Origin of the sequence: Jejudonia soesokkakensis (genome assembly GCF_042664795.1) — a bacterium.
Classification (GTDB): domain Bacteria; phylum Bacteroidota; class Bacteroidia; order Flavobacteriales; family Flavobacteriaceae; genus Jejudonia; species Jejudonia soesokkakensis.
The window spans coordinates 108116-133962 of record NZ_JBHTBN010000006.1; the positions used below are offsets into that span (position 1 = coordinate 108116).

The 25847-nt window shown below is 36.0% G+C and carries 28 protein-coding genes and 1 tRNA gene; 18 read left to right on the forward strand and 11 right to left on the reverse strand.

Annotation, left to right across the window (positions count from 1 at the left end; genetic code table 11):
• Positions 1-3: 3 nt before the first annotated feature.
• Positions 4-645 carry an orotate phosphoribosyltransferase gene (gene pyrE, locus ACFQO1_RS11670; RefSeq protein ID WP_380218312.1) on the reverse strand — a complete coding sequence of 214 codons (642 nt, stop codon included), beginning with the start codon at positions 643-645 and terminating at the stop codon, positions 4-6.
• Between the two features lie 7 nt (positions 646-652).
• Here pyrE and ACFQO1_RS11675 point away from each other — a divergent pair, with 7 nt between their 5' ends.
• The gene (locus ACFQO1_RS11675; protein WP_380218313.1) at positions 653-1276 is read left to right on the forward strand and encodes an NUDIX hydrolase; all 624 of its coding nucleotides are present in this window, start codon (positions 653-655) and stop codon (positions 1274-1276) included.
• Here the strand turns inward: ACFQO1_RS11675 and ACFQO1_RS11680 are convergent.
• Positions 1244-2989, reverse strand: a complete 1746-nt coding sequence (locus ACFQO1_RS11680) for a M14 family metallopeptidase (protein ID WP_380218314.1) — start codon at positions 2987-2989, stop codon at positions 1244-1246. The genes ACFQO1_RS11675 and ACFQO1_RS11680 overlap by 33 nt on opposite strands.
• A gap of 103 nt (positions 2990-3092) precedes the next feature.
• Complete coding sequence (gene rho / locus ACFQO1_RS11685) at positions 3093-4793, reverse strand: transcription termination factor Rho (protein WP_380218315.1); 1701 nt, start codon at positions 4791-4793, stop codon at positions 3093-3095.
• Between the two features lie 196 nt (positions 4794-4989).
• Between rho and ACFQO1_RS11690 the strand changes: the two genes are divergently transcribed.
• The gene (locus ACFQO1_RS11690; RefSeq protein WP_380218316.1) at positions 4990-5400 is read left to right on the forward strand and encodes a DUF4293 domain-containing protein; all 411 of its coding nucleotides are present in this window, start codon (positions 4990-4992) and stop codon (positions 5398-5400) included.
• A 69-nt stretch (positions 5401-5469) separates the two neighbouring features.
• Here the strand turns inward: ACFQO1_RS11690 and ACFQO1_RS11695 are convergent, their stop codons facing one another.
• The gene (locus ACFQO1_RS11695; RefSeq protein WP_380218317.1) at positions 5470-5961 is read right to left on the reverse strand and encodes a metallophosphoesterase family protein; all 492 of its coding nucleotides are present in this window, start codon (positions 5959-5961) and stop codon (positions 5470-5472) included.
• An 89-nt stretch (positions 5962-6050) separates the two neighbouring features.
• On the opposite strand from ACFQO1_RS11695, the gene truA reads away from it, so the two are divergent.
• Together truA and ACFQO1_RS11705 are read left to right on the forward strand one after the other, a co-directional pair.
• The gene (gene truA, locus ACFQO1_RS11700) at positions 6051-6800 is read left to right on the forward strand and encodes a tRNA pseudouridine(38-40) synthase TruA (RefSeq protein WP_380218444.1); all 750 of its coding nucleotides are present in this window, start codon (positions 6051-6053) and stop codon (positions 6798-6800) included.
• A gap of 25 nt (positions 6801-6825) precedes the next feature.
• Positions 6826-8598: an ABC transporter ATP-binding protein gene (locus ACFQO1_RS11705; RefSeq protein ID WP_380218318.1), complete on the forward strand. Its 1773-nt coding sequence runs from the start codon at positions 6826-6828 to the stop codon at positions 8596-8598.
• Here ACFQO1_RS11705 and ACFQO1_RS11710 read toward each other — a convergent pair.
• The 3 genes from ACFQO1_RS11710 to folP are packed head-to-tail and all read right to left on the reverse strand — an operon-like array spanning position 8562 to position 11122.
• Positions 8562-9473, reverse strand: coding sequence for a DUF3667 domain-containing protein (locus ACFQO1_RS11710; protein WP_380218319.1), 912 nt, complete (start codon positions 9471-9473; stop codon positions 8562-8564). The two genes, ACFQO1_RS11705 and ACFQO1_RS11710, sit on opposite strands and share 37 nt — an antisense overlap.
• A gap of 7 nt (positions 9474-9480) precedes the next feature.
• Positions 9481-10266, reverse strand: a complete 786-nt coding sequence (locus ACFQO1_RS11715; RefSeq protein WP_380218320.1) for a diadenylate cyclase — start codon at positions 10264-10266, stop codon at positions 9481-9483.
• A 22-nt stretch (positions 10267-10288) separates the two neighbouring features.
• Positions 10289-11122 (reverse strand): dihydropteroate synthase, encoded by an 834-nt coding sequence (gene folP, locus ACFQO1_RS11720; RefSeq protein ID WP_380218321.1) that lies wholly within the window; start codon positions 11120-11122, stop codon positions 10289-10291.
• Positions 11123-11175: 53 nt separating this feature from the next.
• Here folP and ACFQO1_RS11725 point away from each other — a divergent pair, with 53 nt between their 5' ends.
• The 7 genes from ACFQO1_RS11725 (at position 11176) to ACFQO1_RS11755 (ending at position 17487) form a co-directional block, all read left to right on the forward strand.
• A complete protein-coding gene (locus ACFQO1_RS11725) occupies positions 11176-11730 on the forward strand; it encodes a DUF1599 domain-containing protein (RefSeq protein ID WP_380218322.1) in 555 nt (184 codons plus the stop codon).
• 3 nt (positions 11731-11733) lie between these two features.
• Positions 11734-13458 carry a BT_3928 family protein gene (locus ACFQO1_RS11730; RefSeq protein ID WP_380218323.1) on the forward strand — a complete coding sequence of 575 codons (1725 nt, stop codon included), beginning with the start codon at positions 11734-11736 and terminating at the stop codon, positions 13456-13458.
• Positions 13459-14535 (forward strand): ABC transporter permease, encoded by a 1077-nt coding sequence (locus ACFQO1_RS11735; protein WP_380218324.1) that lies wholly within the window; start codon positions 13459-13461, stop codon positions 14533-14535. It begins immediately after the preceding gene.
• Between the two features lie 39 nt (positions 14536-14574).
• Complete coding sequence (gene tpiA / locus ACFQO1_RS11740) at positions 14575-15333, forward strand: triose-phosphate isomerase (protein ID WP_380218325.1); 759 nt, start codon at positions 14575-14577, stop codon at positions 15331-15333.
• On the forward strand, positions 15334-16170 hold the full coding sequence (gene prmA / locus ACFQO1_RS11745) for a 50S ribosomal protein L11 methyltransferase (protein WP_380218326.1): 837 nt from the start codon (positions 15334-15336) through the stop codon (positions 16168-16170). It begins immediately after the preceding gene.
• A gap of 30 nt (positions 16171-16200) precedes the next feature.
• Positions 16201-16476 carry an ATP-dependent Clp protease adaptor ClpS gene (locus ACFQO1_RS11750; protein WP_380218327.1) on the forward strand — a complete coding sequence of 92 codons (276 nt, stop codon included), beginning with the start codon at positions 16201-16203 and terminating at the stop codon, positions 16474-16476.
• A gap of 165 nt (positions 16477-16641) precedes the next feature.
• Positions 16642-17487, forward strand: a complete 846-nt coding sequence (locus ACFQO1_RS11755; protein WP_380218328.1) for a zinc-dependent metalloprotease — start codon at positions 16642-16644, stop codon at positions 17485-17487.
• A gap of 58 nt (positions 17488-17545) precedes the next feature.
• Here the strand turns inward: ACFQO1_RS11755 and ACFQO1_RS11760 are convergent, their stop codons facing one another.
• Positions 17546-17704, reverse strand: a complete 159-nt coding sequence (locus tag ACFQO1_RS11760) for a hypothetical protein (RefSeq protein WP_380218329.1) — start codon at positions 17702-17704, stop codon at positions 17546-17548.
• Between the two features lie 147 nt (positions 17705-17851).
• On the opposite strand from ACFQO1_RS11760, the gene ACFQO1_RS11765 reads away from it, so the two are divergent.
• A tRNA-Arg gene (locus tag ACFQO1_RS11765) sits at positions 17852-17925 on the forward strand.
• 103 nt (positions 17926-18028) lie between these two features.
• Here ACFQO1_RS11765 and ACFQO1_RS11770 read toward each other — a convergent pair.
• Positions 18029-18457, reverse strand: a complete 429-nt coding sequence (locus ACFQO1_RS11770) for a nuclear transport factor 2 family protein (protein WP_380218330.1) — start codon at positions 18455-18457, stop codon at positions 18029-18031.
• 92 nt (positions 18458-18549) lie between these two features.
• Here ACFQO1_RS11770 and ACFQO1_RS11775 point away from each other — a divergent pair, with 92 nt between their 5' ends.
• Complete coding sequence (locus tag ACFQO1_RS11775) at positions 18550-19065, forward strand: adenine phosphoribosyltransferase (protein ID WP_380218331.1); 516 nt, start codon at positions 18550-18552, stop codon at positions 19063-19065.
• On the opposite strand, the gene ACFQO1_RS11780 is transcribed toward ACFQO1_RS11775, so the two are convergent.
• The gene (locus ACFQO1_RS11780) at positions 19062-19214 is read right to left on the reverse strand and encodes an SsrA-binding protein (RefSeq protein WP_380218332.1); all 153 of its coding nucleotides are present in this window, start codon (positions 19212-19214) and stop codon (positions 19062-19064) included. The two genes, ACFQO1_RS11775 and ACFQO1_RS11780, sit on opposite strands and share 4 nt — an antisense overlap.
• A gap of 137 nt (positions 19215-19351) precedes the next feature.
• Here ACFQO1_RS11780 and ACFQO1_RS11785 point away from each other — a divergent pair, with 137 nt between their 5' ends.
• From ACFQO1_RS11785 to ACFQO1_RS11795, 3 genes are all read left to right on the forward strand, one after another.
• Entirely contained in the window at positions 19352-20308 is a 957-nt protein-coding gene (locus ACFQO1_RS11785) for a calcium/sodium antiporter (protein ID WP_380218333.1), read from the forward strand.
• A 151-nt stretch (positions 20309-20459) separates the two neighbouring features.
• Positions 20460-22643 (forward strand): glutamine synthetase III family protein, encoded by a 2184-nt coding sequence (locus ACFQO1_RS11790; protein WP_380218334.1) that lies wholly within the window; start codon positions 20460-20462, stop codon positions 22641-22643.
• 65 nt (positions 22644-22708) lie between these two features.
• Complete coding sequence (locus tag ACFQO1_RS11795; RefSeq protein ID WP_380218335.1) at positions 22709-23890, forward strand: AIR synthase related protein; 1182 nt, start codon at positions 22709-22711, stop codon at positions 23888-23890.
• 59 nt (positions 23891-23949) lie between these two features.
• Here the strand turns inward: ACFQO1_RS11795 and ACFQO1_RS11800 are convergent, their stop codons facing one another.
• The gene (locus ACFQO1_RS11800; protein ID WP_380218337.1) at positions 23950-24306 is read right to left on the reverse strand and encodes a hypothetical protein; all 357 of its coding nucleotides are present in this window, start codon (positions 24304-24306) and stop codon (positions 23950-23952) included.
• Between the two features lie 37 nt (positions 24307-24343).
• On the opposite strand from ACFQO1_RS11800, the gene ACFQO1_RS11805 reads away from it, so the two are divergent.
• Positions 24344-24661, forward strand: coding sequence for a hypothetical protein (locus ACFQO1_RS11805; RefSeq protein ID WP_380218338.1), 318 nt, complete (start codon positions 24344-24346; stop codon positions 24659-24661).
• Between the two features lie 106 nt (positions 24662-24767).
• Entirely contained in the window at positions 24768-25844 is a 1077-nt protein-coding gene (gene prfA / locus ACFQO1_RS11810) for a peptide chain release factor 1 (RefSeq protein WP_380218340.1), read from the forward strand.
• Positions 25845-25847: the final 3 nt, after the last annotated feature.

The following is a 25847-nucleotide window of genomic DNA, read 5'->3' on the forward strand; positions in this document are numbered from 1 at the left end:
GATTTATTGTTTCCAGACCGCTGGATTTTCACGCCAGGTATCTAAAAGTATTTTTTCATTTGCCGAAATATAACTAGATTTTTCGGCTTGCTCTAATAAATTTTCAAAATTGCTTAGCGTGTGAAGTTCAACATTCGAATTTTTAAAATTTTGAGCTGCAATATCAAATCCGTAAGAGAAGATGGCCAACATACCTTTGATGTTTATATTTGCTTCACGTAAAGCATCTACGGCAAGCAGACTACTTTTTCCAGTACTGATTAAATCTTCAATCACGACTACATTTTGTCCTTCCTCGATAAATCCTTCAATCTTATTCTGGCGCCCGTGTTTTTTTGCTTCAGGACGTATATAACAAAAAGGAAGATTTAAATAGTCTGCCACCAACATACCAATACCTATGGCACCTGTTGCTACTCCAGCGATAGCATCTGGCTTGCCGTATAATTCTTCAATTTGTTTTGAAAGGTGTTCCCTTAAAAAATTTCTTATGGGTGGATATGAGAGTGTTATGCGATTGTCGCAGTAAATGGGAGATTTCCATCCCGAAGCCCATGTAAAAGGTTTTTGTGGTTGCAATTTAATTGCATTAATTTGCAATAATAATTCAGCTGTTTTTTGGGCTGTTTCTTTGTTTAAAATCATACTGCAAATGTATAAAGTTTTTGTAAAAGAAATTCCGATTATTCTCTCTACTGAGAAAAACATCGGCAAACAATACAAAGCTATCCCACTCAAGCTCGTTCGGTTTAAAAAATTAATCAAACAGATTAACGATGGTAAATTGCTGTATGTTAATTTATACCATAAGAATCCTGAAAAATTAGAACGTTTTCTTCGGAAAAAATTGAAAGTTGTTGAAGCTGGAGGCGGAATGGTATTTAATGCAAAAAAAGAAATTTTATTTATACGGCGTAATGGGAAGTGGGATCTTCCGAAGGGAAAAATAGAAAAGCACGAAACCCATCAGGAAGCTGCTATTCGCGAAACTGAAGAAGAAACGGGAGTTAAAAACTTGGTGGTAAAACGATTTATTACCAAGACGTATCATGTGTTTAAGCGCAATGATAAGTTCAAGCTTAAAATTACATATTGGTATGAAATGTATACCGATTATGATGGAGAATTAATCCCCGAAGCCAATGAGGGTATTAAGAAAGTACGCTGGAAAAATTTTGAAAAAACCCAAAAGGCGCTTCAAGATTCTTACGAAAATATCAAATTACTATTTCCGAAAGAGTATTTAACCACCCACCCTAACGATAGGGTATCGTAAGTGTGCTTCTTCATAATTAGGAGATTTCTTGTGGATCCAGTCTAATTGTGCAAACCAATTATTTGAAAATTCGGGATCTGCTGCTTTTTTAGCTTCAAATTCAGCTTTTATGTCAGGATTTTCGGCTAAAAATGCTTCAGCTTTATCTTCCCAAACATAAGGAGAAAAACCTTCTTTTTGCTGTAAAATAGTGTCGAAGTAATTCCAGTTAAAAAACGAATCGGGAGCTGCAGGTTCCAGTGTTTCCAGAATATAGCGTACCCCTTCCTGTTGTGTGTCGAGAATATAATCTCCTTCTTTTGCAAGAAATTCTTCTGTTGAAGTATTTACCTTGGTATTGTAATGTAAATAATGGCCTTCATAGGGGCTTTGTCGTGTTTTATAATCTGAAATATGGTATACTTCTGCTGTGACCAAGGTGTCTTTTTGTAATTGTGTTACTTTGATCTTATTATTTCTCAATAGCGTTACGATGTCCCAATATCCCTGCGGAATGATATATTTTTCTGGGATGGTAACACTTTCAGTAGGTGTAAAATAGTTATAATAGGGTACCTCTTTTGTAAAAGGTTTTTCTTGGTCGTATTTCAAGCGTTGAGCTCCTGTAAGGGTACTGGCCATCATTTCTCCTTCATATCCCTTAAAATCTAAGGTAGTTGTCTGTGTACTATCTACTTTCCAATTAATAGGGTAGGAGTTTCCAGGTTTGTAATTGGTCATTGCGTTTTTTCGTAATTCTTTGATTACTTCTGCGTCATTGTCGGCTATGTTGATAAAGCTTTTCATCAACTCGTAGGTTCCTTCTACACGTTGTTTGTACGGTTTAAGCATATGTGTTTCGACCATCATGCCAATCGTATTATACAAGGTTGTGTATCCTGTAGAATACCGTGGCGAGTCCATAAATTGTGTGAAGCCTTTTTCTGGAGTACTATTAAATACATTTACATATGGGGTGATATCCCATTGTTTCTGTTGCAGTGAATCTTCTAATCGAGGCATAAATTGTGTGTGAAGATACTTGCCTAATTCCCCACCCAATTTATTATGCTGTGTGAATAAGTGGGTGAGTGTGTATTGGTAATCGGCGCCATTACTAACGTGATTGTCAATAAACAAGTCTGGCTTTACCATTCTAAACATTTTTGTAAATGCTTTAGCATTTCTGGAATCTGTCTTGATAAAATCTCGGTTAAGATCATAGTTACGGGCATTCCCTCTAAAACCGTATGCTTCAGGACCATTTTGATTGGTTCTGGTGGTGCTGTTTCGGTTTAGGGCACCTCCAATATTATAGACAGGAATGACAGCAATGATGGTGTTTTTTGGAGCTTCTATGTGGCCTTCAGCCAGATCTCGAATGAGCATCATAGAGGCATCAATACCATCACTTTCCCCAGGGTGGATCCCATTATTTACTAAAAGGATGTTTTTGTTTCGGTCGCCAGAAAATTCAGACTCAAACGTTCTCTCGGTATTAAAGGTAACTAAGTTTAGCGGTTTTCCACTGTCTGTTTTATCAAGCTCATAGATTGAAACCGATTTGTGATGTGCTGCCAATTGTGTGTAGAATTCGATGACTTCTTCGTAGGTTGCGGTTTGTGTTCCTTTTGAAGTCTCGAAAGTTGTGGTGAAATCAAAGTTTTCAACTTTCTTGTTTTCAGAATCACAGGAAATAAATAGAAAAGTGAAGAGTAAAGCGATATATTTCATAAATGTAAGAGTGATAGTAAGCGATAAAGTTACAGTTTTCTGTAAAAAAAATTCCCCTTCTTTTTAAGAAGAGGAACTTTAGGAATTATAATTTCTAAAAGTTTTATCCGTTCATCGAAATTAGGAATTCTTCATTGTTTCTGGTTTGTTTAAAACGATCATTGATAAATTCCATTGCTTCAACAGGGTTCATATCTGCAAGGTATTTACGCATTACCCACATTCTTTGAATGGTGTTTTCATCCAATAACATATCGTCACGTCTTGTACTTGAAGAGGTAAGGTCAATGGCTGGGAAGATTCTTCGGTTAGAGATTTTTCTGTCCAGCTGAAGTTCCATATTACCGGTTCCTTTAAATTCTTCAAAAATAACTTCGTCCATTTTTGATCCAGTTTCAGTAAGTGCCGTAGCAATGATACTTAGAGAGCCACCATTTTCGATATTACGCGCAGCTCCAAAGAAACGTTTTGGTTTGTTCAATGCATTTGCATCCACACCACCAGAAAGAATTTTACCACTTGCAGGTTGTACTGTATTGTATGCTCTAGCAAGACGTGTAATCGAGTCTAATAAGATTACAACATCGTGCCCACATTCTACCAATCTTTTTGCTTTTTCTATAACTAAGTTAGCAATTCTTACGTGCTCTGCAGGTTCTTTGTCGAAGGTTGAAGCAATTACTTCGCCTCGAACATTGCGTTGCATGTCTGTTACTTCTTCAGGACGTTCGTCAATAAGGAGGATCATTTGATAAACCTCTGGATGATTGGCAGCAATTGCATTTGCAATATCCTTTAAAAGCATCGTTTTACCTGTTTTAGGCTGCGAAACGATCATTCCACGTTGTCCTTTACCAATAGGTGCAAAAAGATCTATAATTCGTGTGGAGATCGTACTTTGCTTATCGGCAAGGTTAAATTTTTCCTGTGGAAACAAAGGTGTTAAGTGTTCAAAAGCAATACGATCGCGAACCACATTTGGGTGCTGACCGTTAATTTTATTTACTTTAATTAAAGGGAAGTATTTTTCACCTTCTTTAGGTGGACGAACTTCTCCAAGAACAGTATCTCCATTCTTTAAACCAAAAAGTCTAATCTGCGATTGTGATACATAAATATCATCTGGAGATGAAAGGTAGTTATAATCACTTGAGCGCAAGAATCCGTAGCCATCTTGCATGATGTCTAAGACCCCTTCACTTTCAATGATGCCGTCAAATTCATAATCTGGCTCTTTATAGCGATTACGGGTATCTTTATTTCCGTTGTTGCGAGAATTTTTGCTATTATCTTTGCGATTGTCGTTTCTATTATCGTTACGATTGTCGTTTTTTGTAGTACGATTATCGTTTTTAGAACGATTGTTAGAACGTTTATTTTCTGAAGACGAATCGTCATTAGACTTATTGCCGTCCTTATTAGATTCTTTTTTAGTATCCTCTTTAGAAGAATTTCCATCCTTTTCTGAAGCATCATTATTTTTCGAACGATTATCATTCGAACGCCTCGGGTTGGGTTTTCTAGTAGGTTTTGATTTTGATCTTTCTGGATTAGATTTTGGAGCCTCTTTTTTGTCTGAAGCAGTATCCTCTTTTTTATCTGAAGCGTTTCCTTCCTTTTTTTGAGCAGGAGCATCCTCTGTAACCACTGCTTTAACCGCTTTTGGATTGGCAGCTTGGTAATCTAAAATTTGATAAACAAGATCTAGTTTTTTTAAGCTTTTGTATTTAGGCACTTTGAGTGCTTTTGCTAATTCCTGAAGTTCAGGTAGCTTTTTTGCTTTTAATTCTGAAATTTCTAACATTTAAAAATGTATGTTTTAGTTATGTAATTGTAGTTCTTTGTGAAGAAAAATTTATTGAAAATTTAATCGAAGACTAAGTAACCGTGATTGAATTGGTTACGAATAGATACTGCAATGATACAATAATATTTTAAATTGAGTAGTTAATTCTTTCAAAAAGAAATCATATTTTTGCCCTCGCAATCATTATTATTTTATGTTACAACGCATACAAACCATATATCTAATCATAGTCATCCTTCTACTGGGTGCTTTGTATCAATGGTTTCCCACGATGAATGATTCTACAGGTGCACCTGTTATGGAGCGAACGGAATGGTTATTTTTCGGATTGATATTTGGTGGTATTGCGATAACAATTATTTCAATTTTAAGTTTTAAAAAGCGACAATTACAATTTGTATTAAATCGCTTAACCATATTAACAAATTTAGTATTACTGGGAGTTTTCGTGTACAGGTCGCTAACTTTATCTGGAGAAAGTTTACTTTCTGAGAAAGGTATTGGGGTGCTTTTACCTATCATTTCTATCGTTTTTTTAGTGCTGGCCAATAAGGCCATCAAAAAGGATGAGGATCTCGTAAAATCTGTGGACAGGTTACGTTAAAACTAGAGCTTAGTATATTTTAGTGCAAGACCCTTACAGAATGCCATCTGTAAGGGTTTTACTATTTAACTACCTTTTGAATTCAATTACTTCAAGGTTGGCAATTTTACCATTTGTTACTATAAATCGGAGCATTGTCCGTACTTTATGAAAACCATGTTTGCCTACTGCTCCCGGATTCATATGTATTACTCCAAGCTTTTTGTCATTCATAACTTTTAGGATATGCGAATGACCACAGATAAAAAGGGCAGGAGGATTCTCGTAGATTATTTCTCTTATCGCCGAACTGTACCTTCCCGGATATCCGCCAATATGTGTCATCAAAACATCAACACCTTCACAGGTAAATCTATGATTGAGTGGAAATTCTGCTCTTGCTTTTGCATCGTCAATATTGCCATACACAGCACGTAATGGTTTTAGTTTTTTGATTGCATCAGTTACTTTAAGATCACCAATGTCGCCTGCATGCCAGACTTCGTCAGCATTGTTCACGTGTTTTAAAATAGCATCATCAATATAGCTATGGGTGTCGCTAAGCAATAGAATTTTTTTCATAGAGAGTGTAAAGATACTTTGTTTGCCTAAAAACGGCTAGTTTACTAACAACCTAAATCGTACTTTTGTATTTTCAGAAAAAACACGAGTTGCGTTATTTTATTGAGATAGCATACCACGGAAAGAACTATCATGGCTGGCAAAATCAGCCAGACGCAATTACAGTACAAGAGGTTTTAGAAAAGACGTTGTCTACCTTGCTTCGGAAAGAGATTCAGGTTGTGGGGGCAGGAAGGACAGATGCCGGAGTACATGCAAAACAGTTGTTTGCGCATTTTGATTTTGATCGTATTGAAAATCTTTCCGAAGTAATTTTTAGACTGAATTCTTTTCTTCCGAAAGATATTTCAGTAAAAAATATTATAAGGGTAAAAGAAGATGCACATGCTAGATTTGATGCTACTGCACGAGAATATGAATATCTCATTACCACAGCGAAGAATCCTTTTTTTGAAGAACTTGCGTATCATGTATATCAAAAACCCGATATTCAGAAAATGAACGAAGCGGCCGCCTTGTTATTAGACTATAACGATTTTCAATGCTTTTCCAGATCAAATACCGATGTGAAGACGTATTATTGTAAATTAGAAAAAGCAGATTGGGTCGAAGATAAAAATTCGCTGATTTTTACAATTAAGGCAGATCGTTTTTTGCGAAATATGGTGCGTGCTATAGTGGGAACGTTATTAGAAGTAGGCTACGGAAAGTTATTTCTGGAAGGAGTTCATGCTATTATAGAGAGTAAGGATAGAAGTAACGCAGGGGCTTCGGCGCCAGCACATGGGTTATACCTTACTAAAGTGGAATATCCGTCAGCGATATTTGTAAAAGATTAAAAGGTTGTGATACACAGACTATATTATGAGTCAAGATAAAGGAACAGGGAAAGCATTTGATTTTAGATTATTTGGAAGGCTCTTAAAGTTTACCAATGCGTATCGTGGTATTTTTTATTTTGTGGCTTTTGCGGCGATTATAATGTCTGGACTTGCAGTACTAAGTCCGCACTTTCTACAACTAGCGATTGACAAGGGAATGACCTTGCGTGATTTACCTGAGCTTCAATTTTATATCATTCTAATGTTAGTTGTGCTGGTGTTAGAGGTGATTTTTCAATTTGCTTTTATTTATTATGCTAACTGGCTGGGACAACATGTTATTAAAGATATTCGTGTAAAACTCTTCAAATTAATGACGGGTTTTAAAATGGAATACTATAACAAAAATGCTGTTGGAAGATTAACGACTAGAGCTGTTAATGATATAGAGACGATTTCTTCAATCTTTAGTCAGGGGTTGTTTATGATTATTAGTGATCTCTTGAAAATGGCAGCTATTGCGGGCATCATGGTGTATAAGAGTTGGCGATTGGCTTTGATCGTTTTTGCAATTTTACCATTTATTTTATATGCTACTCGTGTTTTTCAGCGAGCGATGAAAGTAGCTTTTGAAGATGTACGTAATCAAGTAGCTAATTTAAATTCATTTGTACAGGAACGAATTACAGGTATGAAGATTGTTCAAATCTTTACTAGAGAGCAAACAGAATTCGATCAATTTAAAACCATAAATGAAAAACACAAAAAAGCATGGATTAAAACAGTTTGGTATAACTCCATTTTCTTTCCTATAGCAGAGATGGCTTCCAGTTTGGGTATTGGTTTGATCGTTTGGTATGGTGGCTTAAATGCGGCAGGAGGTGGAATTATTACTTTAGGTATTGTGACTGCCTTTATCCAGTATTCTCAGATGCTGTTTAGACCGCTCCGGCAAATAGCAGATAAGTTTAACACCTTGCAAATGGGTATGGTTGCTGCCAATAGAGTGTTTGGGATTTTAGATACCAAGTCTCATATTCAAGATCACGGTGAATTAGTGTTAGCGCATCCAAAAGGCAAGATTGATTTTAAAAATGTGGTATTTAGTTATGTAGAAGGAGAAAAAGTGCTTAAGGATATTTCGTTTACTGTAAATCCAGGCGAAACTATTGCCATTGTTGGAGCTACAGGAGCAGGAAAATCAACTATCATTAATTTATTGAGTCGCTTTTATGAGATAGAGAGTGGTGTGATTTTAGTAGATGATACATCAATAAAGGAGTTTACCTTAGAATCGCTTCGCGGAAATATCGCCGTAGTATTACAGGATGTGTTCTTATTTGCAGACACAATTTTAAATAATATCACTTTAAATGATGAAACAATTTCTGAAGAAACTGTTATAGCAGCAGCTAAAGAGATAGGAGTTCATACTTTTATAAAAACATTGCCAGGAGGGTACCAGTATAATGTAAAAGAACGGGGCACCATGTTGTCTTCAGGACAACGACAATTGTTGGCTTTTTTAAGAGCGTATGTAAGTAAGCCAAGTATATTAGTCTTAGATGAAGCGACTTCTTCGGTTGATACCTATTCTGAAGAATTAATTCAAACCGCTACCGAGAAAATTACAAAGGGACGCACGTCCATTGTCATTGCACACCGTTTGGCAACTATTAAAAAAGCTGATAAGATTTTAGTAATGGACGCTGGTAAAATAGTGGAAACAGGAACTCATACAGAATTGCTTCAGCTGGAGAACGGCTATTATCGTACCCTTTATGAGGTCCAGTTTATGACCGAAGAAGCAATATAGGAGACTGCTCTTTTTGCTCGTTCTGCTTCTATCATCTCTTGAAAATCTATAGCCCCAGTAATTGCCAATATTGCAAAAACCAATATGCTTACCCCTATGTAAATAGGGACTAATATAGCTAAGAAAACTAATGTTTTAATAATCATCTTTTTCCAACTGATCTCAAATAATCTTTTTAAAATATAGAAGTAATAGCCTAACTGTATAGCAAACGCACTAAAAATAGCGATCCTAAATATCTCTGGTGACCAAGCAGTTAATGAATACACCATAATTGAAACAATAGAAACTTGAGCGTATCCGTATAGATTTATAATAAGGTGTTCGGCAAAATTGTAGCGTTTGTTTTTCAGAAAGACCAATCTTGACAGTAGTGCTAAAAATGGGATAGCTACAAAGAATATAACCGATTGATATTCAAAAATGGTTCTCTGGATTTCCTGTTGCATTTGAATCTGTGGATCTGAAAAATCCTGATTTGCATAGAGCGCATCAAATGCGTTTGGATATAATTTGAAAATCACAAAATAGAAAAAACTTGACAGTGTTATGGCTATAGTAAAATATCCAAAAGCATTAATGTATTTTCTACGAACACCATTAATGTAACCACCAATAACTTCTTCTGGTCTAGTAAAAAGATGAATAAATGTAAGTAAAGGTCTGTTTGAATCTAAGCTAAAAAAACTCTCTTTTGCTTCAGTAAAGAGAAACCCCATGGTGAGACGCTTATCTATTACTTTGGCGCCACAATCATTACAAAATCGGTCTGAAGTTGCAAGAGGTCTTTTGCAGTTGGCGCATACACTTTCTATTCGTGCTGCTGTTGAAACCTGAGAAGAGGAATTGGTATGAGCTAGCTGATTTTCTTCCATAGGAATATCACTTACGGAGGTCTTTCTCCAACATAGTTTTTAATTCTTCTAAATCTTCAAACAACACAAAATCTCCTTCTTTTAAATAGGATACTTGTCCGTTTTCTTCGGAAACTACGATGCATACTGCGTCTGTCTTTTCGGTAATGCCTACGGCAGCTCTGTGTCGCAAACCAAAGCGCAACGGAATGTTACGATCGTTGGAAACAGGTAAGATAACTCGTGTTGCAGTAATGTGATTTTCTTCAATTATCATAGCGCCATCATGTAGCGGACTGTTCTTATAAAAAACACTTTCAATAATTGGCTGATTCACTTCCATTTTCATCTCGTCACCAGATTGTTTTACAAAATCCAAACTGTTGTTGCGTTGTATCACAATAAGCGCCCCGGTGTTACTACCACTCATTTTTTTACATGCTTTGATGATGGCACTCACATCTGTTGAAAGTTGGGCTTCTCCTTTAAACAGATTAAATTTTTTAAGAATTCGTTTACGTGCACTAAAATTGGTAGAGCCCAACATTAATAGAAATTTGCGTATTTCCTGTTGAAAGACGACGATCAAAGCAAACATTCCTACGCCTAGAAATCCGCCCAGGATCTTACTTAGTAATTCCATCTGAAGCAATTCGGTTAATCTCCAAATTCCATAGATAATAACAATTCCTATAAAAATATTGATTGCAACAGTGCCTTTTACTAATCTGTAGAGATAATAAAGTAAAAATGCTACGAGTACAATATCGATAGCATCTATAATTCTGAATTTGGTAAAATCGAGTAGCTCCAAGAAAAAGGTTGTTTGGGTAAAGTTAGGATAAATTTATAAATTCCTGATGCAATTTTACACATTCCACGGCTTCTTTTACATCGTGAACCCGTAAAATGTTCGCGCCTTTTAAAAGCGCAATACTGTTTAATGCAGTGGTTCCGTTAAGGGCATACTCGGCTTCAGTTTTAAGCGTTTTGTAGATCATCGATTTTCTGGAAAGACCTGCTAAAATGGGAACATCCAAGGCTTTAAATAATTCCAGTTGTTTTAATACTGTAAAGCTTTGTTGTCGGGTTTTGGCAAAGCCAAAACCCGGATCTGCAATAATATCGTTAATTCCTGCTTTTCTGGCTTCGGCAATTCTTTCAGAAAAATAAAATAATACCTCTTTTGTAATATTTTGATAATCGGTTTGCTGTGACATCGTTTGCGGCGTACCTTTCATATGCATCATAATGTAAGGTACTTTCAGTTTAGCTACAGTAGAAATCATGTTAATGTCTAGCTTGCCTGCCGAAATATCGTTGACAATGGCAGCGCCCGATTCAACAGCTGCTTTTGCAACCTTGCTTCGGAACGTATCTATCGAGATATAAGCTTCAGGAAAAGCTTGTACGATAGCTTCAATAGTTGGAATCACACGGTTTAGTTCTTCCGTTTCAGGAATATGAACAGCGCCCGGGCGAGAACTATAGCCGCCTACATCCAGAAAGGTTGCGCCTTCAGTAAGCATTTTTTCGGCTTTAAGAAGAACAGCTCTTTTGGTAGTGTTTGTTCCGCCGTCAAAAAAAGAATCTGGAGTGATATTAATGATCCCCATAACTTTTGGGGAAGAAAGCTCGATACGTGTACCTTTACAATTGATGGTTTTCAATTTTTTAAATTGATTTATTTAGCCGAAATTTACGCAAAATCTCAGACATCCACATGGCAGATACTTCTAAAGAATACAATGATGTAATTGAAACATGCAGAGCTTTGTTTATCAATAAAATGAAAGATTACGGAAGCGCCTGGCGTATTTTGAGATTACCGTCATTAACCGACCAAATCTTCATAAAAGCACAGCGCATTAGAGGATTGCAACAAAACAAAGAACAAAAAGTAGCCGAAGGGCAGGTGAGCGAATTCATAGGAATTATCAATTACAGTGTGATGGCATTGATACAGCTTGAAAAAGGAATTGTTGAGCAACCCGACTTGTCGTTAGAAGAAGCTACGCAATTGTATGATGAAAAGGTGGCGCTTACAAAGCAATTAATGTTGGACAAAAATCACGACTATGGGGAGGCCTGGAGGGACATGAGAGTGAGTTCGCTAACCGATCTCATTCTTCAAAAATTATTAAGAGTAAAACAAATTGAAGATAATAAAGGAAAAACATTGGTAAGTGAGGGGATTGATGCAAATTATCAGGATATGCTGAATTATGCTGTGTTTGCTTTAATACATTTAGATACAGAGAATAAAAATAATACATAGAAAATGAGAGTACTGGTAGGAATTTCAAGAATATTCGTAGGAATATTATTTATTATTAGCGGTTTAATCAAGCTAAATGATCCCGTTGGGTTTTCATTTAAACTGAAAGATTATTTCGCTCCGGAAGTTTTAAATCTAGAATTTTTGGTTCCGTATGCATTGGTCATCGCTATTTTTGTCGTGATTTTGGAAGTCCTTCTTGGGGTAATGATCATTATAGGGTATGCAAAAAAATTCACATTGTGGATGCTTTCGCTTATGATTATTTTCTTTACGTTTCTTACATTCTACTCAGCGTACTTCAATAAAGTAACCGACTGTGGGTGTTTTGGAGATGCGCTCAAATTAACGCCGTGGCAGTCTTTTTATAAGGATCTCGTATTACTTGTTCTGATCTTGATTTTAGTGCTTGGAAGAAAACACATCAAGCCATTTTTTACCAAATTTTCAAGAACTATTATCATGTTCTTATCGTTTATATTCTGTTTGTTTGTAACCTATCAAGTACTACAACATTTACCCTATATTGATTTTAGACCGTATAAAATAGGTGCTAATATTACTAAAGGCATGCAAATGCCAGAAGGTGCACCAAAACCTGTGTTTGATTATCACTGGAAATTTGAAGTCGACGGAAAAGAAAAAATTGTGACTACCAGCGGGGATTATCCGCAAGTACCTGGAGGCACTTACATTAGTGTGGAGACCGAAGAAATACAGGCTGGTTATGAGCCGCCTATCCATGACTTTAGCATCGAACGTGAAGGTGAAAAATATACCGAAGCTTTTCTAGCTGAAGACAACTTAATTGTGATTATTGCGTATAACCTTCAGAATACTGAAAAGGACGGATACATTCCTGTGAAAGAGGTCACCGATGAAGCCTTAAAGAAAGGATATAAAGTGATTGGTCTTAGTGCTTCTTCTCAGGAAAAGACGGAAGCATTAGTAGATGATTATAATCTGAACTTCAAATTCTATTTCTGTGACGAAACAACTCTTAAAACAATAGTACGAAGTAATCCGGGAATTCTGGAGCTTCAGAAGGGGACTATTATGCAAAAACTGCATTGGAATGATGCGAAGGACTTACAATTAGAAACCCTTACAACAGCTACCCCTAATCTGGATATTCCGCTGAAAAGAAAACTAGATAGTATTGCCATTTTAGACCAACAATACCGAAAGTTGATGCATGTCTCCAATGAAGAAAGAGTGCGTTTAGGACAAGAAATGGGCTTGACAGAAGAGCAATACAACGGAGATCTCTGGAGCTTTCAGAATGTAATAGATAGTACCAACCTCACTTTTGTAGAGCGAATATTAAACACCAGAGGGTATCCGGGAAAATCAATGGTGGGAGAACCTACTAATGAAGCAGCTTGGTATGTTATTCAGCATAGTTCTGATGAAGTGATCTCAAAACATCTTCCTACCATAAAAGCAGCGGGAGAAGCTGGAGAAATTCCTTTTAGATTAGTAGCTATGATGGAAGATCGTCATTTAATGTGGAAAGGCGAGCCGCAGATCTATGGGACACAAGGCATGAGTTATGATGAGGATAATCCATTTATCTGGCCTATTGCAGACGTTGAAAATGTAAATAAACGAAGAGCGGAGGCGGGTTTTAATACTACGCTTGAAGAATATGCTAAGCAATTATTTGGGGAAGATTTTGAATTTAAATTGTATACTATAGAAGAAGTTGAAGCTCTAAAAAATAACTAATTGGTCCAATACATTCTTCAGAAATTAGGATATGCACTACTTACGCTTTTTGGCGTTGTCACAGTGATATTTTTTCTGTTTACGATCCTTCCAGGAGATCCGGCTCGTATGATGCTAGGACAGAATGAGAATGAAGAGCAACTTGCAGTTGTTAAGAAAAAATACGGATTTGATCAACCCATTGGTATTCAGTATTTGCAATACCTTAATGACCTATCGCCACTTTCGTTTCACAGTCAGAATCCAGATGATTACACTTTTCTTTCCGAAGGAAAATACAGTGCCACAAAGCTGTTTGCTGTTGCATCTACAGATGTGGTGATTAAACTGCCTTACATGCGCGAATCTTTTCAAAAAAACGGAAAGGAAGTAAGCTCGGTTATTGCTGAAACATTACCGAACACCTTTGTGCTGGCGGTATCGGCAATTTGTATTGCAATGCTTTTAGGTGTTTTTTTAGGGATTGTTTCTGTAGTGTTTAAAGACGGTTGGATTGATAGATTTATACAGTTTATAAGTACGTTGGGGATGAGTGTGCCTTCCTTTTTCAGCGCTATACTATTTGCCTGGATCTTTGGATTTTTGTTGCATGAATACACCAATTTAAACATGACGGGGAGTTTGTATGAAGTGGACGATTTTGGGGAAGGAAAATACATACAATGGAAGAATATTATTTTGCCGGCAATTGTATTGGGTATTCGGCCGTTGGCAGTCGTAAGTCAGTTAATGCGTAATTCGTTGCTGGAAGTATTAAGTCAGGACTATATTAGAACAGCCAAAGCCAAAGGGTTGTCGTTCTTTACCATCATTAGAAAACACGCACTAAAAAACTCTTTAAATCCTGTAGTTACAGCAATCTCTGGTTGGTTTGCTTCTATGCTTGCAGGTGCTGTGTTTGTCGAGTATATTTTTGGGTGGAATGGTTTAGGGAAAGAAATTGTAGATGCTTTAAATACATTGGACTTACCCATCATTATGGGTGCAGTGATAACCATTGCTGCTTTATTTATTATTATCAATATTTTTGTGGACATCATTTACGGATGGTTGGATCCTAAGATTGTAAATCGCTAATTTAAAAAATGAATTTCTGCTGTTGCAGGAATAAAACTTATGAGGAAGAAAATAGTAGCAGGAAACTGGAAAATGAATAACGATTTGTCGCAAACACAAACGTTATTAAATGATTTAAAAAAGCAAGTCTTACCGGAAAACGTTGCTATTATTGTAGCACCTTCGTTTACAAACTTATATGCCGCTTTTGAAAGCCTTCGGGATCATAAAATTGAAGTCGCAGCACAGAACATGCATCAGTCAGATGCCGGAGCTTTTACAGGCGAAGTGTCTGCAGCGATGCTAAAAAGTGTAGGAGTGAAGACTGTAATAGTAGGGCATAGTGAGCGGCGCTCTTATTATAATGAAGACAATTCGGTACTTTCTGAAAAAGTAAATACAGCACTCGACAATGGAATGCATATTATTTTCTGTTTTGGGGAGGAGTTGGACCAGCGAAAGGCTGGAAACCATTATGAGGTGGTAAAAGAGCAATTAGAGGAAGGTCTGTTTCATATTTCAGAAGAAAATTTTAAAAACATAGTGTTGGCGTATGAGCCTGTGTGGGCTATAGGAACTGGCGAGACTGCAACTCCAGATCAGGCACAACAAATGCATCATTTTATTAGGGAAACGGTTGCTGAAAATTATTCGGAAGCTATAGCCAATCAGGTTTCTATAGTGTATGGAGGAAGTGTCAAACCAAATAATGTAACGGAAATCTTTAGTCAGCCAGATGTTGATGGAGGGCTTATTGGCGGCGCATCCTTAAGTGCTGAAAGTTTTATGGCTATTGTAAATGCTTTTCAAAATAAATAGATGTCACAGGTTTATATTGAATACGACTTTAAGGTGAGCCCTTTGCAACCAGGTTCAGAAATATTGATAGCCGAATTAGGATATGCGGGTTTTGAAAGTTTTGTAGAAAATGAGGAAGGAGTGTTGGCTTATATTCAGAAAGAGGAATGGAATGAAACTATTTTAAAGAATATTCAAGTATTGCAATCGGATGAGTTTACGATTAACTTTCAGAAAAAAGAAATCGAACAAGTCAATTGGAATGCAGAATGGGAGAAGAATTTTCAACCTATTGTAGTAGATGATCAATGTGCTGTGAGAGCTCCATTTCATGAAGCTTTTGATGTCGATTATGAAATTGTTATTGAACCTAAAATGTCTTTTGGGACGGGACATCATGAAACGACATATATGATGTTGCAGCATATTTTGAAAAACGATTTTAAAGGAAAACATGTACTGGATATGGGCTGCGGGACAGCAGTTCTGGCTATTCTTGCTGAAATGAAAGGTGCTACTCGTCTAGACGCCATCGATATTGATGCTTGGTGTGTAGAGAATAGTGAAGAGAACATTGCAAGAAATCATTGTTCAAATATACAAGTGTTGTTAGGGGATGCTTCTGTCATTCCAACAGAAGAGCAATATGATATCATTATTGCGAATATCAATAGAAACATATTACTTCAAGATATGAAGATTTATTCGAAGGTTTTAAAAAAAGGAGGTCTGTTATTTTTAAGCGGATTTTACCGTGAAGATCTTTCATTAATTACTCAAGAATGTAATAATTTGGAGTTAACATTCGTTGAAAATAAGGAACGTAACAACTGGATTGCAGCAAAATTTGTAAATTAGTAACGTTATTTTCTGAAAAAACAAATCCCCATGAGTACCAAAGAAAAAATTGAAGAAGATGTATTGCTTGCTGAAAAAACAGAGAAGCACAACGAAATAATTTTATATAACGATGATGTAAATACTTTTGATCATGTTATAGACACCCTAATCTACGCTTGTGATCATACTCCAGAACAAGCTGAGCAATGTTCTATTATTGTACATTACAAAGGACAGTGTACGGTAAAAACAGGAAGTTTTGAAGAACTTAAACCTCGTTGTACGATGCTGTTGGAGGCAGGTTTAAGCGCTGAAATAAGCTAATAAGAAAATTCCTACACTGTTATTATATTCTCATATTATATGAGATATTAATGTTAAATATTTAATTTATTCGATAATAAATTAAGGTTATGTTAATAAATTGATTATTTTAGGCTTCAGGTTAACCTAACAAATTTTTATTTATTAATTCAAAATCCCTTAATTATGAGAAAATTAAAGTTCGGATTTGTAGCTGTTGCAGCTATGAGTCTATTGTTTGTGTCTTGCTCTAAAGACGAAAACTTCAATGAAGAAGCAGATCTTCAAAAAGAAGTTCCACAAGATCTTATGGATATTGTAGAACGATTAGAGATGAACACTAATTTTGTTCGCTACGGAACCTTTCATTTCCCCGATGGTACTACCGAAGAACGAATTTTTATCGAAGATGATATTACTATGACTGAAGAACAGTTGCGTGCCTTGGGCAACATTGATGAAAATGTTCAAGGAAGACAGTATGTAACAAATAGTCTGGTAAGTCAAGGCAGAAATATTTCCATTATTGGATATACGGGAGGTAGTCAAGCTCTATCCAGCAAAGAACAAACCGCTTTGCAATGGGCTGTAAATAACTACAACCGCTTAAGTGGTGTGTCTATTAGCTTTACACTTACTTTTGGTACTGCATATCAAAATAAAGATATGGTGGTATATAATAATACGGTAAATAATCCAAATGGTGCAGGAGGTAGTGCTGGCTTTCCTAGTAACGGTCTGCCAAACAAATTTGTACAGATCTATGGTTTAAGTGGGTATTCAACTAATGTAAATGAACATGTCATTACACATGAAATTGGTCACTCTGTAGGTTTCCGTCATACAGACTGGTTTAGCCGTCAAAGTTGTGGGCAAAACTCTAATGAAGGAACTGCAGGTGTAGGAGCAAATCACGTAGGGGGAACACCTACGGGCTATGATTCAACTTCTATTATGCTAGCATGTTTTAGTGCGAGTGCAGATGGAGAGTTTAATCAGAATGATATTACAGCATTAAGAGCTATATACTAAGCAAACAATCTTAAATGTAAAAAGCTCACCAAACAGGGTGAGCTTTTTTTATGATATATTAAAACCAGTCAAGATAAAAAGCGGTAGCTACTACAGCAATAATTAATATAAGTAAGGTTGTAACTATAAAGCGAATACCAAAGATAGTTTTCTTATTATCTTGTAAAATATAATCTCGCTCTTGTTCATTATCAGAATCTTTAATAATTTTTGTCATTGGTATAAGTTTTTTGGTAAAGTTACTAATACATAGATTTCTTTATTGCTAAATTTTTCATAAACAAACAAAGGGTAATGCTTCTAATTTTATTCTAAATCATAGTGAAATCTAAGAAGTAATTTTTTATATTTGCACCCCAATTACGGCCTCGTGGCGCAACTGAATAGCGCACTTGATTACGGCTCAAGAGGTTACAGGTTTGAATCCTGTCGAGGTCACTAAGAGCAAAAAACTCACGCTATAGCGTGGGTTTTTTATTTTTATGTTGTCAATTATATTTTTGCTCAAAAATATTTTAAACCCTCGCTACTGTCATTATTTTTAATGGAATCTTTGTGTATACGATTTGTGTACTATTTTCCATGCTCCTCTATATTTCAGCAATAAGAAATAATCTATATAAACAGCCCTATCTGGGATTTCAATTTCTACTTTGGCTGTAGCTGCATAGTTTTCATGATCTATGGCTAGTATTTTGCCTTTTCGATTGTTCTTTTCTCCTTCTTTAAAATAGCTAATATATTCTGCGCCATTACGAATTCTTAATGTATCTGCCACAACGGTATATAAATTAAAGTCTGGGTGAAATGCTTGCTTTAACCTGTCTATTTCGCCATTGCTTGTACCATCAATATAATCGTTTAGTGTGGCTGTAATGGCTTCTAGATCTGTTGTGTTTTGATCAGATTGTGCAGAAAGCGAACATATGCTTACAAGCGTAATAAAAGCGATTAGAAGGGATTTCTTCATGAAGGAATCATTTTGTTATTGTATTCACTTTAAAGGTAATTTAATTTGTACTAATTTGTATTGATTCCTTTTAAAATGTGTACTTTTAGTATATGATTGCACTTGAAAAATATATTCGAGATATTCCAGATTTTCCGAAACCAGGAGTGGTTTTTAAAGATATCACACCGTTATTGGCAAGCCCAGAAGCTATGGATCTTTGTGTTCAGGAATTATTACGACTTACCGAAATGCAATCTATAGATAAAGTGGTAGGTATCGAGTCGCGTGGTTTCTTTTTTGCAACCCTTATGGCAAAAGAGTTAAAAGCTGGTTTTGTTCCCATACGGAAACCTGGAAAATTACCTTTTGAAACCTTGAAGCAACCTTATACTTTAGAATATGGAATGGATGCACTAGAAATTCATGAGGACGCCATACAAAAAGGGGATAAAGTATTATTGCATGACGATGTTTTAGCAACTGGCGGGACAGCTCAAGCCGCTTGTAAACTCATTGAAAAATTGGGTGGCGAAATTGTTCAATGCAACTTCCTGATTGAACTAGAATTTCTAAAAGGTGCTTCTAAATTGCAACGCTATGAACATAGAGCATTACTTACCTATTAGTCCAAAGCATTCTTTGTAACCCATAATTTATATCCAAATATGGCCATCTGAAGTTTAGAGGCTTTTGCTAAATCTACTCCCTTTTTTGTATAACTAGGCAGCACAACTTTATTGATCTTAGCAAGGGTTTTAAAAAAATGTTTTTTCATATTATAAAATTACAAAAAATACACTATCAAATGAGATTTATATCTTGATTAGAAGATTTTCAATCTATACTTGGTAAAAACTATTCATTTTAATTTAAAATAAGCAATCAGTATCTTCGCTACCTTAATATACACGTATGAGTTTTCTTTACATTTTTTTGGGATTAATTTTATTAGTAGTAGGAGGAGAGTTTTTGGTTCGTGCTTCGGTAGGACTTTCCTTTAAACTTAACTTATCAAAAATGGTAATAGGGCTTACGGTAGTTTCTTTTGCTACCTCTGCTCCAGAATTATTAGTTAGTATTCAAGCTGCTTTAAATGGTTTTAGTGATATTTCTCTGGGAAATGTAATAGGGTCTAATATAGCGAATATTGGTTTGGTGTTAGGGATTACAGCTGTAATAGCACCACTAGCAATCGACAAAGATTTTTATAAATTTAATTGGCCAGTTATGATGATCATGTCGGGGGCTCTATATTTTATTCTGAAAAGTGGTAATGAAATTTCAAGACTGGAGGGAGGAGGATTGCTGGCAATGCTATTTATTTATTTATACTTATTAATTGATAGAGCTCGAAAAAGTATAAAGACACATCCAGTTGATGATGGAGTAGACGACGGATTATCAAAATCATCAAATTTTAAAATAATAATTTGGTTGTTGATTGGGGGAGCTGCTTTATATGGCGGTAGTGAATTATTGGTTAAAGGGGCAGTCGATGTAGCAATTATCATGGGAATTAGTGAACGAATTATTGCCGTGACGATGATTGCCGTAGGAACCAGCGTACCAGAACTGGCGGCTTCTGTAATTGCTGCGTTAAAAAAGGAGAAAGCTATTTCCTTAGGAAATTTAATTGGTTCTAATATTTTTAATATTGCTTCAGTACTTGGTATAACAGCATTGATTCAGCCTATTGCTGTAAAAAGTCAGGAAGTGCTCACAAACGACATCTGGTGGATGTTAGGTTTTGCAGCGATTTTAATTCCGTTGGCTTTCCTTCCGAAGAAATTTGAAATTGGCCGCATAAAAGGAGTATTCATTGTAATCGCATATTGTCTATTTATTAGCATGGCTTTTTTAGCTAATTAAGGATACATTTGGTTTTACTCCTTAATTTTTTAGGGGTTATTAACATAAAAACTACATTTATTAATAACTTAACATTAAAAATAGGGGGGTGTAGTGTATAAAAGTATATTTTTGTGGCTTTAAAATTATAAAACTTTAGAAAGCACAAACTATGTCCACATTACGATTTCATGCTATTAAAGAGACGTTTAATCGTCCTGTCATTAATGTAAACGAACCAGAACGACGCTCGTCCATATTTGGTCAAAATGTTTTTAACAACGATGCGATGCGTCAATATCTCACCAAAGATTCCTATAAAAGTGTACAGGATGCAATCGTCAACGGGTCTAAAATAGACCGTAGTGTGGCAGATCACATTTCTACAGGAATGAAAGAATGGGCGATCTCAAAAGGAGCTACTCATTATACACACTGGTTTCAGCCTTTAACGGGTTCTACTGCCGAAAAACATGATGCTTTTTTTGAAACAACTGAGGATGGAGCGATTGAAAAGTTTGGTGGCGGACAACTAGTACAGCAAGAACCTGATGCTTCTAGTTTCCCCAATGGAGGTATTCGAAATACCTTCGAAGCTCGAGGCTATACAGCATGGGATCCAACTTCACCAGCATTTATTTTTGGAACTACGCTTTGTATTCCAACAGTTTTTGTTGCTTATACAGGAGAAGCACTCGATAATAAAACACCTTTATTGCGCGCCTTGCAATCAGTGGACCAAGCGGCAACAGCGGTTGCAAAATATTTTGACAAAAGTGTTGCTAAAGTAAATGCAACCTTAGGATGGGAACAAGAATATTTTCTAATTGATAAAGCTCTGGCAAAGTCTAGACCCGATATTAATCTGGCTGGTAGAACCTTGTTAGGCCATGCTTCGGCAAAAGGACAGCAGCTGGACGATCACTATTTTGGTTCTATACCCACACGTGTCCTAAATTATATGCGGGATCTGGAAACAGAATCAATGCTATTAGGAATTCCAGTAAAAACGAGACATAATGAGGTAGCTCCAAATCAGTTTGAGTTGGCACCAATCTTTGAAGAAACCAATCTTGCTGTAGATCACAATTCCTTATTAATGGATGTGATGAATAAGGTGGCAGACAGACATAATTTTACCGTGCTATTTCATGAGAAACCCTTTGCAGGTATTAATGGTAGTGGAAAGCATAATAACTGGTCATTAGCAACCAATACAGGAGTTAACTTATTAGGTCCTGGTAGTACACCGATGAAGAATCTTCAGTTTTTGACATTTTTTATCAATACAATTAAGGCTGTAAATGAATATGAAGAATTATTAAGAGCAGCTATTGCAAGTGCTAGTAACGACCATCGTTTAGGGGCAAATGAAGCACCACCTGCAATTATTTCAGTATTTATAGGGTCACAATTAACCGCTGTCCTTGATGAACTTGAAAAAGTAAAGAATGGAAAGCTCTCTCCAGAGGATAAGACCGATTTAAAATTGAATGTTGTTGGTAAAATTCCTGAAATTCTCTTAGATAATACAGACAGAAACCGAACGTCCCCTTTTGCTTTTACGGGGAATAAATTTGAATTTAGGGCTGTGGGTTCTACTGCCAACTGTGCTAAACCAATGACCGTTTTAAATGCAATTGTAGCAAAACAGTTAATCGACTTCAAAGATAAAGTGGATGGGTTGATCAAAGATAAAAAAATGAAGAAGGATGACGCTATCTTCAACGTACTTCGTGAGTATATTAAAGACTCAAAGCGTATCCGTTTTGAAGGTGATGGGTACGGAGAAGCTTGGGAAAAAGAAGCTAAAAAACGTAAGCTTAGTAATAACAAAACCACTCCGGAAGCCTTAAAAGCACAGATTTCTAAAAGCACTATTGATCTATACGAAGGATTAGGCATCATGAGTAAAGTAGAAATTGAAGCCCGTCATGAAATCGAAATAGAAGAGTACGCCTTACGTATTCAAATTGAAGGTCGCGTCTTGGGTGACATTGCCAGAAATCACGTAATTCCAACCGCAATTAGGTACCAAAATATTCTAATTGAAAATGTACAGGGAATTAAAGATATCTACGGAAAGAACTTCAAAAAATTTGCTGGAGAACAAATGAGTTTGATAGAGCAAATTAGCGAGCATATTGAAAAGATCAATAAGGGTATTACGGAAATGATCAATGAGCGTAAAAAAGCGAATAAACTTAATGATTCCGAAAAATTAGCAATGGATTATTGCCATAAAGTAAAACCATATTTTGATGAAATCCGTTACCATTGTGATAAACTCGAATTATTAGTGGACGACGAGTTATGGCCACTTACTAAATATCGTGAATTATTATTTACACGTTAATAACTATTTTATTGTAAAAAAACCTCACTTGAGAAAGTGAGGTTTTCTTTTTTTACATTTGTCATATGAGCCAAGAAATTTCAAAACGATATACACAACGTGGTGTTTCCGCAGGAAAAGAAGATGTGCACAATGCCATTAAAAATGTTGATAAAGGATTGTTTCCAAGAGCATTTTGTAAGATTGTCCCGGATTATCTAACTGGTAATGAGGATTACTGCTTGGTTATGCATGCAGATGGAGCGGGCACCAAATCTTCTCTGGCGTATATGTATTGGAAGGAAACGGGAGATATTTCGGTGTGGAAAGGCATTGCTCAGGATGCTTTAATTATGAATGTGGATGATCTATTATGTGTAGGTGCTACAGATAATATTACACTTTCTTCAACTATTGGACGAAATAAAAATCTGATTCCCGGAGAAGTTATTTCAGCCATTATAAATGGTACAGAAGAATTGCTGAAAGAACTAGAAAGCTTTGGCGTTAAAATTCATTCAACGGGAGGTGAAACAGCAGATGTGGGAGATCTGGTAAGAACAATAATTGTCGATAGTACTGTTACTGCAAGAATGAAGCGTAGCAATGTGATTGATAATGCCAATATTAAACCAGGTGACGTGATTGTTGGATTGTCTTCGTACGGAGAAGCTAGTTATGAAAGGGAATATAACGGCGGAATGGGTAGTAACGGGTTAACAAGCGCGCGTCATGATGTATTTGACAACTACCTTGCTCATAAATATCCTGAAAGTTTTGACCATTCCGTTCCTAAAGATTTGGTATATAGCGGTTCAAAAAAGTTAACAGACGCCGTACCGGGGAGTCCGTTGAATGCTGGCAAATTAGTATTGTCACCTACGCGAACCTATGCGCCAATTATTAAAAAAATACTCTCAAAATACACTTCTAGCGATATCCACGGGATGGTACATTGTAGTGGAGGAGCACAAACAAAGATTTTACACTTTATTGAAAATCTTCATATTATTAAAAATAATATGTTTGAAGTGCCACCATTGTTTAAATTAATTCAGTCTGAGAGTAACACAGACTGGAAAGAAATGTATCAAGTTTTTAATATGGGCCATCGTATGGAAATCTATGTGCCAGAGGAAATAGCTTCAGATATTATAGCAATTTCAAAATCGTTTAATGTAGATGCTCAGATCGTTGGTAGAGTAGAAGCTTCCGAAGAGAAAAAACTTACCATACAATCTGAATATGGAGAGTTTATCTATTTTTAAGGCTAATTTATATTTCATTTAGGATTTAGTATCGCATCTATGTTACAACCTGTAGTTTCTCAAGGACATAAAAAAATTCTCACGCTACTTGGATTTTCTCTTCTTACTATTAGTGTAGTAATATACCAAACAGAAGATTTTGCATGGTATCGCTTTATAAGAGGTGTGGTAAGCTTTTCTTTTTTAGGTGTTATCTTGTATTTCAAAAAGGTGTCAGTAAACCCCTTTCTTCTTTTATTTTTTACTTTATATGGAATGTCAAGCATCCTTACCGTTTGGTATGAAAATGCAATGATAGCCATCACATCTTTGATTTTCAACTTCGTTTCATTTCTTGCGTTAATAGTGGCGCTATTTCCAAAAGTTTCTTTCAAAAGGTCAAGCATATTTTCAAGGAGTATCTTTATTGTGCTCATGTTAATAAATGGATATTTGTTATTTGAATTTATAAATATGCTGCGAGACTTTACTCAAAATACGCTTCATTATGCAGTAATGTTTTTAGGTGCAATAAGCTTATTAGTAGTCGCGATGCTTTCCCTCTTATATAATGATAGCTGTAGTACTAAAAATTCGCTTTTATTTACATTGGCTATTTTTACGTTTATTTTTGCTGAAGTCTTTAGAGCTATGGGGTATTATGATATTGACTTCGGAAACGTATCTGTTTACATTGCAAGATTTCTTGTTATTTTAGCATCAGCTTTATTAGCAAGTTTTGCTATCGTCTCCAAAACGGAAACTGAAAAATTAGGGCGTAGGTTATTTTGATGAATTGTTTTCAAAGTTCAAAACGAGGCTATATTTCAAATTAAAAGTCATTTAAAAAATTGTAAATTTGTGAGCCCTTTCCACAACGAAAGGAAATGAAGATCGTATGTTAGAAAAGTTACAAATAGTAAAGAATAGATTTGATGAGGTAAGTGATTTGATCATTCAGCCAGACGTCATTTCAGACCAGAAACAATACATATCATTAAATAAAGAATATAAAGATCTTGCAGCTCTAATGAAAAAGCGTGAGGCATATATTACTTCCAAAGAGCGTATTGCCGAGGCTGAGGGAATTATTAGTGATGGTAGCGATGCCGAAATGGTTGAAATGGCAAAGATGCAGTATGACGAAGCAAAATCTGCAGTTGAAAAACTTGAAGAGGAGATTAAAGTAATGCTTATTCCAAAAGATCCCGAAGATGCCAAAAATGCTGTTATGGAAATAAAAGCAGGTACTGGGGGTGACGAAGCGAGTATTTTTGCAGGAGACCTACATCGAATGTATACTAAATACTGTGAGAGTAAAGGCTGGAAAACCAGTGTAGTAGATTTTAGTGAAGGTACTAGTGGTGGTTATAAAGCCATACAAATGGAAGTAGAGGGTGATGATGTGTATGGAACCCTAAAATTTGAAGCGGGTGTGCATCGGGTACAACGTGTTCCGCAAACCGAAACACAAGGACGGGTACACACCAGTGCTGCTACGGTCATGGTTTTTCCAGAAGCCGAAGAGTTTGATGTAGAGATTGACCCTAAAGATGTTCGGATTGATTATTTCTGTTCTTCTGGTCCTGGTGGACAGTCTGTGAATACAACCTATTCTGCTGTGCGCTTAACACATGAACCTACCGGACTAGTTGCCCAATGTCAGGATCAAAAATCACAACATAAAAATAAAGAAAAAGCTTTTAAAGTATTGAGATCCCGTTTGTATGATCTTGAGTTGGCAAAGAAGCAGGCTGAAGATGCAGAAAAACGTGGCTCCCAAGTAACCAGTGGCGATCGTAGTGCAAAAATTAGAACCTACAATTACTCCCAGGGTCGTGTAACAGATCATCGTATAAATTTAACTTTATACGATTTGAGTAATATTATTGATGGGGACATTCAAAAGATTATTGACGAACTTCAATTGGTCGATAATACCGAACGATTAAAAGAGTCGGGTGATGCATTTTAAGAC